Source organism: Rathayibacter sp. AY1A3 (assembly GCF_002930975.1).
Taxonomy (GTDB): Bacteria; Actinomycetota; Actinomycetes; order Actinomycetales; family Microbacteriaceae; genus Rathayibacter.
This window is the reverse complement of record NZ_PSTO01000062.1, coordinates 1-9,242: the sequence shown is the minus strand read 5'-3', so window position 1 is coordinate 9,242 and position 9,242 is coordinate 1. Positions and strand designations below refer to the sequence as shown.

Sequence of the window (9,242 nt, the reverse complement as noted above, 5' to 3'; positions counted from 1 at the left end):
CATCCGCTCCACGGGGCGCAGCGCCCGGCCGACGACGCCGGCGCACACCACCGCCACCAGCGCGATCAGCAGCGGGACGGCGACCGCGAGCAGCCCGATAGTCGTGGACACCACTCCCTCGCGGCGCTCGCCGCCACGGGCGCGCTCCTGCTGGGCTCGCTGCCCGCCTCCGCGATCGAGGCCCCGCCCTCGGCGTCCTCCGCCGTCGCCTCCGCCGCGGTCCTCCGTGCCGGCGAGCAGCTCGCGCGCGGCGAGCGGCTGGTGTCCCCCGACGGCGCCTCCTCCCTCGTGATGCAGACCGACGGCAACGCCGTGGTCTACGCCGCCGGCGGCCGTCCCACCTGGGCCTCGGGCACGCAGGGGCGCGGCGACAGCCTGCGGATGCAGGACGACGGCAACCTCGTCGTGTACGCCGCGGACGGGCGCCCGGTCTGGGCGAGCGGCACGGTGGCCGACCCGGGCGGCGAGCTGCGGATGCAGGACGACGGCAATCTCGTGATCTACCGCCGCAGCGGCTCGGCCGCCTGGGCCAGCAGCATAGGCGGCCGGATCGACGAGCCGCGCACCGACACCCTCCGCCGCGGCAGCACCCTCTACGCGGGGAACCGGCTCGCCACCCAGGGAGGCACCACGGCGGTGATGCAGGCGGACGGCAACCTCGTCGTCTACGGGCAGGGCGGGGCTCTCTGGGCGAGCGGCACCCGCGGCCGGGGCAACGTCCTCCGGATGCAGGACGACGGGAACGCCGTGGTCTACACCGCGGACGGCGCGCCCGTGTGGGCCTCGGACACGTCCGGCGAGCCGGGCGCCACGATGGTTCTCCGCGAGGGCGATCTCCGGATCGCGGACGACTCCGGCGTCCTCTGGAGCAGTGCCGCGCTCGTCGTGCGCGACTCGCTCTCCCCGAGCGGCCTCGTCGTCGCGGGCACGCGGCTGACCTCGGCGAGCGGGCAGTGGCGGGCCGAGATGCAGCGCGACGGCAACTTCGTCGTCTACGGGCCGAACGGCGCGGACTGGGCGACGAACACCTCCTCCGCCTCCGGTGCCGCCTTCTCGATGAGCTCCGAGGGCCGGCTCGACGTGGCCGACTCCCGGATCCTCTGGCTGCGGTTCCCGAGGATCTCCTTCGGTATCGGCCAGACCGGCGTCGTCGCGCCCTACCGCCTCGTGCTGCAGGACGACGGCCGCCTCGTCGAGTACGACGGCATCGGACGGGCCGTCTGGGCCAGCCGGGGCTGACGCGCGACGCATGATGGAGGGGTGAGCGATCCCGGCGACTTCATCCGCTCGGCCCTGGAGTACGAGGGCGACGTCTGGCGCGCGCAGGACGTGCGCGAGCGCCTGGGAGCAGGGCTCGACTCGACGGGCGCCTCGGTCGGGGCGGTCCGCGGCACCGTCCGCGACGCGCTGAGGAAGTTCCGCTCGCTCGAGCACGACGACGTGACCGCCCTCTCCTCCGAGCTGTGGGACCCGGCGGTGTTCGAGCCGCGGCTGGCGGCCGTCGTGCTGCTGCAGTCCCGAGCCGAGTGGCTGCGCGGCTCCGACCTCACCCGGCTCGAGGGCTTCGTCCGCGACTCCCGCGTGGACGAGCTGAGCGACCCGCTGGCCCGCGACGTCGTCGCTCCGCTCCTGGCCGGGCTGCTTGGTGCGGCGCGGACCCGGGCGGACGCGGTCCTCGACCGCTGGGAGGCGGAGGGCGGGCGCCTGGCGCGCGCGGCCTCCCTGGCGCGGGCCTCGGTCCCGACGGAGCACGGCTGAACGGCCGCTCGGACCGACCGCCCCGCGGAGCCGGACGCCTGCTCAGGTGGCCCGGTACTCCTGAGCCGCCGTGCCGTCCGCCACCCGGATCCGCGTGTCGAACTCCAGGCCCGGATCGACCCGGTGCGCGATCAGGACCACCGTCCGCCCCTCGGCGGCGCGGAGCAGATCCCCGAGCAGAGCGTCGGCCGCGGGAGCGTCCACCGACGCCGTCGGCTCGTCCAGCACCAGGACGCGGAAGTCGGCCAGGAGTGCGCGTGCGAGGGCGATCCGCTGAGCCTGGCCGCCCGAGACGAGCGAGCCCCGCTCCCCCACCCGCGCGTCGAGCCCGCCGCGTGCAGCGACCCAGGGCCCGAGCCCGACCCGCTCGAGCACCGCCTCGAGCACGGCGCCATCGGCCTCGGGCCGCGCGAAGAGGAGGTTCTGCCGGATCGTGTCGTCGAAGAGGTACGGCTGCTGCTCCACGAGTCCGACCCGCTTCCGCACCTCCGCCTGCGGCAGCGTCCGCGCCTCGACCCCGCCCAGGAGGTAGCTGCCGGAGTGGTCGAGGAAGCGCACCAGAGCGTGCGCGAGCGTCGTCTTCCCGGAGCCGCTGCCGCCGGTGACGAGGACGCGCGCACCCTCCGGCAGGTCGAGCGAGACGCCCCGCAGCGCGGGCGTGTGCGCGCCGGGCCAGCTCACCGACAGGTCGCGCAGGACGATGCCGGCGCCCCGGGGAGCCGGGGCGTCCGGGTCCACGTCCGCGTCGGTCGCGAGCGCCGGCGACGCCGCCTCGGCGTCCAGATCGGCCAGGCGCTGAGCGCTCGAGAGCGCGGTGCGCGCCGCCTGCACGGCGAGCGGCGCGGCGGCGGCGACCTCGAACACCGCGAGCGGCACGAGCGCGACGACTCCCAGCGCCGGACCGCCGAGGTCGCCGATCGCCGGGATCCCGAGCGCGAGGCCCGCCCAGACCGCTCCACCCGAGCAGAGGGCGAGGACGGCCGCGGCCAGTCCGGCGGAGGCCGCCCGCCGACGCGCCGCTCGGGCGAGCGACTCCTCCGCGCGTGCCACGTCCGCCAGAGCGTCACCCGCCGCATCGAAGGCGATGAGCACGTCGAGGCGGGTGACCAGCAGGTTGAGGCGCTCGGCGAGCTCCCCGCGCAGCGGCGCCAGCTCGCGGTCCGCCTGCGCGGAGAGTCGGCCGGCGCCCAGAGCCCCGCCGGCGAAGGCGAGGACGAGCAGCGCCAGCAGCACGGCGCCCATCGCCGGCAGCAGCAGCCAGACGCCGACCACGGAGACCGCAGCGACCAGCGCCGCGACGACCAGCGGCTGCACGACGCGCAGCGGCACGTCCTGCTGGGCGTCGACGTCCGACACCACCCGGGCGACCAGGTCGCCGCGGCGCACGCGGCCCAGCCCGTCCGGCGCGACCGGCACCAGGCGCTCGTAGACGCCCGCCCGGAGCTCCGCGAGCGCGCGGAAGGCGGCGTCGTGGCCGGTCAGCCGCTCGAGGTAGCGGAAGAAGGCCCGCGCCAGCGCGAACGCCCGCACGCCCACGACGGCCATGGACAGGAACAGGATCGGCGGCTGCTCGGCCGCGCGGACGATCAGCCAGGCCGAGCAGGCCAGCAGCGCCACGACGGCCGAGGAGGAGAGCAGACCGAAGGACAGCCCCGGCAGGAAGCGGCGCGGCCCGGGCATCGCGGCGCGGAGGACGTCGGAGCGGTTCACCTCGCGACCGCCCCCGCCGGCGCCAGGGCGATCACGGCGTCGGCCGCCGCGACCGTCGCGGGCCGGTGGCTGGCGACGACGACGATCGTCCCGCTCTCCGCCAGCGTCCGGAGTCCGGCGAGCAGCGCCCGCTCGGACTCCTCGTCGAGGGCGGCGGTCGGCTCGTCCAGGGCCAGCACCGCGCACCCGCGCTCGAGCAGGCGGTGCACGGCGCGGGCGACGGCGACGCGGGCGCTCTGCCCGCCCGAGAGGCCCGTCCCCTCGGCGTCGAGCCGGCGCTCGGGGTCCACGTCGACGGCGGCGATCGCCAGGGCCCGCCGCACGCGCTCGGGGTCCGGCGAGAGTGCTCCGAGCCCGACGGCGGAGGCGACGCTCCCCGGGAGCAGGTCGGGCCGCTGGCCCGCCCAGGCGAGCGTCGACCGCAGATCCGCGACCGGCGACCCGCCGAGCAGCAGCGTGCCCGAGAAGGGCACGAAGCCCGCGAGCGCGGCGAGCAGCGTCGACTTCCCCGACCCGCTGGGCCCGGTCACCACGGTGATCGACCCGACGGGGAGCACCGCGTCGACAGGAGCGAGCGTCCGCCCGCGTCCGTCGTCGACCGCGAGACCCCGCAGCTCGAGCGCCCCCGTCGCCGCCGGGGCCTTCCCGCGAGCGGGCAGGGCCGCCGCGCGCTCGAGGACGGCGAAGGCGCGGTCCGCCGCCTGCACCCCGTCCGCCGCCGCATGGAACTCGGCACCGACCTGGCGCACCGGCAGGAACACGTCCGGCGCCAGCACCAGGACGAACAGCCCGACGGCCAGCCCCAGCGAGCCGTCGACGAGCCGCAGCCCGATCGAGACGGCGACCAGCGCGACCGAGAGCGAGCCGGCGAGCTCCAGCACGAAGCCGCTGACGAAGGTCACCCGCAGCACCTTCATCGTGTGCACGCGGTAGTCCTCGGTCAGCGCGCGGATCCGCGTCGCCTGCCGCTCGGCCCGCCCGAAGATCTTGAGTGTCGCGAGGCCGCCGACGGTGTCGACGAAGCCGGACGCGAGCGCCTGCAGCCGCTCCCACTGCCGCGCCTGCACGGCCTGGGTCGCCCAGCCGATCAGCACCATGAACACCGGGATGAGCGGCAGGGTCACCACCAGGAACACCGCGCTGAGCGGATCGGCGAGGAAGACCACGAGTGTCAGGAGCGGCGTCGCCACCGCGGTGGCGATCAGCTGCGGGAGGTAGCGGGCGAAGTAGCCGTCGAGGGAGTCCAGTCCGCCGCCCAGCAGCGCGACGACCCCGCCCGAGCCCCCTTCGGAGCGGCCCGCCGGGCCGAGCTCGACCAGTGCGGCGAGGACCGCCTGCCGCAGCTGCGCCTTCGCTCCTGCTCCTCCGCGCACAGCGTTCACCTCGGTCGCCCAGGCGAGAGCCGCCCGCGCCGCGACGACCGCGAGCAGGGCGGCCAGCAGCGGCGCGAGATCGTCGGCGCTCCTCCCGTCGACCGCACCGGCCACCAGCTGCGCCACGAGCCACGCGAAGGCGACGATCGCCAGGGTCCTCGCCAGCGCGAGCACCCCGCCGAGCAGGAGGAACACGCGGGCCGCCCGGGCGTAGCGGAGCAGGCGCGGATCGAGGGGCTTCACGTCAGTGGGCGTCGACCGGGATGTGCGCGCGGCTGATGCGCTTGCGGAAGATCCAGTAGGTCCAGGCCTGGTAGCCGACGATGAGCGGCACGAACACCAGGGCGGTCCAACTCATGACCGTCAGCGTATAGGGCGTGCTGGAGGCGTTGTCGATCGTCAGCCCGTAGGCGGGGACGTTCGAGGCCGGCATCACCGCGGGGAACAGCGTCGCGAAGAGGGCGAGCACGGCGAGCGCGATGGTGCCGGCCAGCAGCGCGAAGGCGCGTCCCTCCCGGCCCCGCGTGATGGCGAGCCAGCCGCCGACGAGGGTCGCGGCCGCGCCCGCCGAGAGCGCCCAGGAGGCGGTGCTCCCCTGGCCGAGGTTGGTCCAGGCCAGGAAGACCGCGGCGACGACCACGGTGAGCAGCCCCGCGCGGGTCGCCAGGCGGCGCGCACGCTCGCGGATCCCCCCCTCCGTCTTCAGGGCGACGAAGACGACTCCGTGCGTGAAGAAGAGCAGGAGGGTCGTCGCTCCGCCCAGGAGCGCGTAGGGGTTCAGCAGGTCCAGGACGGTGCCGGTGAAGTTGTGGTCGGCGTCCATCGGGACGCCCTGCACGATGTTCGCGAAGGCCACGCCCCAGAGGAAGGCGGGCACCGCGGAGCCGACGACGATCATCGTGTCGAAGCGCCGCTTCCACTGCGCCTCCGGACGCTGGTGACGGTACTCGAACGAGACGCCGCGGGCGATCAGCGCGAGCAGGATGAGCAGAAGCGGCAGGTAGAACCCGCTGAAGAGCGTGGCGTACCACTCCGGGAACGCGGCGAACAAGGCGGCGCCGGCGACGATCACCCACGTCTCGTTGAGGTCCCACACCGGGCCGATCGTGTTGATCAGCACGCGGCGGTCGGTGTCGTCGCGCCCGAGGAACGGGAGCGACATGCCGACGCCGAAGTCGAACCCGTCGAGGACGAAGTAGCCGATGAAGAAGAAGGCGACGATCCAGAACCAGAGAACGGCGAGATCCATGAGGGGTGCCTCCTAGTAGACGGTGCCGACGAGCTGCGGGCGACCGCTCTCCTCGTCGACCTCGGGAGCGTCGTCGGGGCCGGCCTGCGCGGCCCGCTTGATCAGGCGGAACTCGACCACGGCGAGCGTGCCGTAGATCGCGGTGAAGGCGAGCAGCGAGATCAGGACCTCGAGGCCGCTCACTCCGGGCGAGACTCCGTCGGCGGTCTTCAGCAGCCCGAAAACGAGCCACGGCTGGCGGCCCATCTCGGTGAAGACCCAGCCCACGATCATCGCCATCAGCGGCAGCGGGGCGGCCCAGATCGCGACCTTCCACATCCACTGCTTCGGCTCGCGGCCCTTCCGGGTGAACCAGAGGCCGGCCGCGGCCACGCCGATGGCCAGGACGCCGAGCGCCATCATCCAGCGGAACGACCAGTAGGTGACCCAGATGATCGGCGTGTAGTCGCCGGGTCCGTAGACCTGGGTGTACTGCGCCTGGAGGTCGTTGATGCCCTCGACCGTGCCGGTGAAGGTGTGCGTCGAGAGGAAGGAGAGAAGGTAGGGGATGCGGATCGAGAACAGCTCGCTCGAGCCGTCCGGCGTGCCCCAGGTGAAGACGGAGAAGGAGGCGTCGACGCCCGTGGAGGTCCTGTAGAGCGCCTCCGCGGCCGCCATCTTCATCGGCTGCGTGTCGACCATCGCGAGGCCGAGCGAGTCGCCGGTGAACAGGGTCAGGCCGCCGCTGACGAGCATCATCCAGGCGCCGAACGTCAGCGCCGGGCGCATGGTCTCGAGGTGCTGGTTCCGCGAGAGGTGGTAGGCCGCGACGCTGATGATGACGGCGGCCGAGACCATGAAGCAGGCGAAGATCGTGTGCGGGAACGCGGCGAGAGCGACCTTGTTGGTCAGGAGTGCCCAGATGTCGGTGAGCTCCGCGCGGCCCTTGGTCTCGTTGATGCGGAAGCCGACCGGGTTCTGCATGAACGCGTTCGCGGCGATGATGAAGTAGGCCGAGAGCGTGGTGCCCAGCGTGGTCAGCCAGATGGTGGCCAGGTGCAGCTTCTCGGGCAGCTTGTCCCAGCCGAAGATCCAGAGGCCGATGAAGGTGGCCTCGAGGAAGAAGGCGAGCAGGCCCTCGAACGCCAGCGGGGCCCCGAAGACGTCGCCGACGAAGCGGGAGTAGTCGCTCCAGTTCATCCCGAACTGGAACTCCTGGACGATCCCGGTCACGACGCCCATCGCGAAGTTGATCAGGAAGAGCTTCCCGAAGAACTTCGTCAGCTGCAGGTAGTGCACCTTCCCGGTGCGCACCCAGCAGGTCTGGAAGATCGCGACGGTGAGCGCCATGCCGATCGTGAGCGGCACGAACAGGAAGTGGTAGATCGTCGTCAGACCGAACTGCCATCTCGACAGCAGGAGCGGATCCAGGAGTTCGTTCACAGCTCCGAGAGTAGGTCGGCGGGAGGGGTCCGACGGCCTCCGATCCCAGTACTGGGGCGGATGTGCGGCCATCCGCGAGCTCCTGGCGGCACCCTTTCCGGGGTGGCCCCGGACGCCCCTCCGAGCGCTCCCGCCGACCGGTCACTCGACGTCGAGACAGTCCCTCTCGACGTCGAGGGAGTCCCCCGCGCGGCGACTGCCGAGCGGGGCTCGCCTCCGTCGGACCCGCCGCGGCCGGCCTCTCGACGCCGAGCGATCAGGCGGGCGACGGAGCGCTGAGACTTCCTCTCACGGGCCTTCAGCGGATTCCCAGGCGCACATCCGCGAGATCGGCTCTGGGAATCCGTTCACCGCGCGACGCATCGACGGACTCGCCCGGTGAAGAGACTCCCGGAGCCGATGCCGAGGCGCCGTCGGCGGGCGCCCCGCGGTCAGCCGGCGTCGACGCGCGAGCGGGAGCCGGAGAACCAGGCGGGCGCCTGGAAGCCGTACTTCAGCACGGGCAGGTCGCGGGTGAGGCGCCAGTAGCCCAGCGCCGCCGCGACGCCGGTCCCGCAGACCAGGAGCGGCACGACCGGCCCGATGACGTCGAGCCAGCGCTCTCCGTCGAAGAGCAGCAGGGTGCTCGTGGCGAGCGAGACGAAGAGGACGTGCACCACGTACACCGGGAGCGTGTTGCGGCCGATGAAGGTGATCCAGCCCGCGCCGCGCCGGTTCGAGAGGAAGCGGGCGACCACGAGCCCGGCGAGGACCGCCAGCACGCTCACCAGGACCAGCCCGATCGTCAGCAGCGGGAAGCGGGCGCGGACGGCGAGGATCACGCCGGCGAGCACGAGGAACAGCACGCCGAAGCCGACTCCGCTGAGGATCCCGCGGCGCTCCACGAACGCGATCACCGCGTTCCGCAGGTAGAGGCCGAGCAGGAAGAACATCAGGTAGCGGGCCATGCCGTCCCAGGCGATGTTCCCGGTGCCCTCGGAGGTGCTGGAGCGGACGGCGTACCAGACCACGGCGATCGCGGTCGCGATCCCGATCTGCACCCGCCAGTCGATCCGGCCCTGCGCGAGCTTGGCGGCCACGAAGAAGATCGTGAGCGCGTAGAGGAACCAGAGCCCGTTGTGCGGCATCACCGGCTGGAGGAGCAGCGCGAGCGGGTCGGACTCGTCGGTGCCGCCCGGGTTGGGCACCACCAGGAAGAAGAGGAACCGCACCACGGACCAGAGCAGGAAGGCCCAGACCAGCAGGCTCAGCCGCGAACGCCAGAGCTCCGGCCACGACCGGGTGAGCACGGAGCCGGCGAACAGCCCCGAGGCGAGGAAGAACAGCGGCATCCGGAAGGTGATGAGGAGGAGGTTGATCTCGTTCCACGAGTCGGGGGCGATCCCGGCCGTCGTGGTCCACTGCACGGAGTGGGCCAGGGCGACCAGGATGATCGCGATGCCCTTCGCCGTGTCCACCCAGGTGATGCGTGCGCGTGCCATGAGTCCTCGTCGTGATCGTCCATCGGAAGTCGGCCGGCGGCGACGATGGCGATGGCGATGTGCAAGTGTCGCACGGCTGTGCATCCTCTGTGATGTTCTGCGCGGATCCGATCACGGCGATCCGGTGACGGAGAGACGGCCACCGGGTGCGCGGGTCCTCGGCCGGCCTCCTCGTGGACGACGAGCCCCCGCGGATGCCCGAAGATCGAGCCATGACTCGAGCGACGCCCCCCGGCTCCGCCCCCGCCC

The 9,242-nt window shown here is 73.1% G+C and carries 6 protein-coding genes and 1 pseudogene; 2 read left to right on the top strand and 5 right to left on the bottom strand.

All coding sequences use genetic code 11. The features are described from left to right. Positions 1–1,239: pseudogene (locus C5C10_RS17060) on the top strand (hypothetical protein); the annotation flags it as partial. A gap of 21 nt (positions 1,240–1,260) precedes the next feature. Further along, positions 1,261–1,758 carry a DNA alkylation repair protein gene (locus C5C10_RS17055; RefSeq protein WP_104329858.1) on the top strand — a complete coding sequence of 166 codons (498 nt, stop codon included), beginning with the start codon at positions 1,261–1,263 and terminating at the stop codon, positions 1,756–1,758. A 42-nt stretch (positions 1,759–1,800) separates the two neighbouring features. Here C5C10_RS17055 and cydC read toward each other — a convergent pair whose 3' ends face one another. The 5 genes from cydC to C5C10_RS17030 all read right to left on the bottom strand — a co-directional run bounded on the left by cydC (position 1,801) and on the right by C5C10_RS17030 (position 8,993). Further along, on the bottom strand, positions 1,801–3,468 hold the full coding sequence (gene cydC, locus C5C10_RS17050) for a thiol reductant ABC exporter subunit CydC (RefSeq protein WP_104329857.1): 1,668 nt from the start codon (positions 3,466–3,468) through the stop codon (positions 1,801–1,803). Next, positions 3,465–5,084, bottom strand: coding sequence for a thiol reductant ABC exporter subunit CydD (gene cydD, locus C5C10_RS17045; protein WP_104329856.1), 1,620 nt, complete (start codon positions 5,082–5,084; stop codon positions 3,465–3,467). Before cydD ends, cydC begins: the two co-directional genes overlap by 4 nt. A 1-nt stretch (position 5,085) precedes the next feature. Continuing rightward, entirely contained in the window at positions 5,086–6,090 is a 1,005-nt protein-coding gene (gene cydB, locus C5C10_RS17040) for a cytochrome d ubiquinol oxidase subunit II (protein WP_104329855.1), read from the bottom strand. A 12-nt stretch (positions 6,091–6,102) separates the two neighbouring features. After that, the gene (locus tag C5C10_RS17035) at positions 6,103–7,512 is read right to left on the bottom strand and encodes a cytochrome ubiquinol oxidase subunit I (protein ID WP_104329854.1); all 1,410 of its coding nucleotides are present in this window, start codon (positions 7,510–7,512) and stop codon (positions 6,103–6,105) included. 431 nt (positions 7,513–7,943) lie between these two features. Further along, entirely contained in the window at positions 7,944–8,993 is a 1,050-nt protein-coding gene (locus C5C10_RS17030; RefSeq protein WP_181073504.1) for an acyltransferase family protein, read from the bottom strand. Positions 8,994–9,242 lie beyond the last annotated feature (249 nt).

Bases quoted from the DNA above. Each gene is read 5' to 3' on its own strand.
- cydB (WP_104329855.1), bottom strand. From the start codon at position 6,090: ATGGATCTCGCCGTTCTCTGGTTCTGGATCGTCGCCTTCTTCTTCATC.
- C5C10_RS17030 (WP_181073504.1), bottom strand. From the start codon at position 8,993: ATGGCACGCGCACGCATCACCTGGGTGGACACGGCGAAGGGCATCGCG.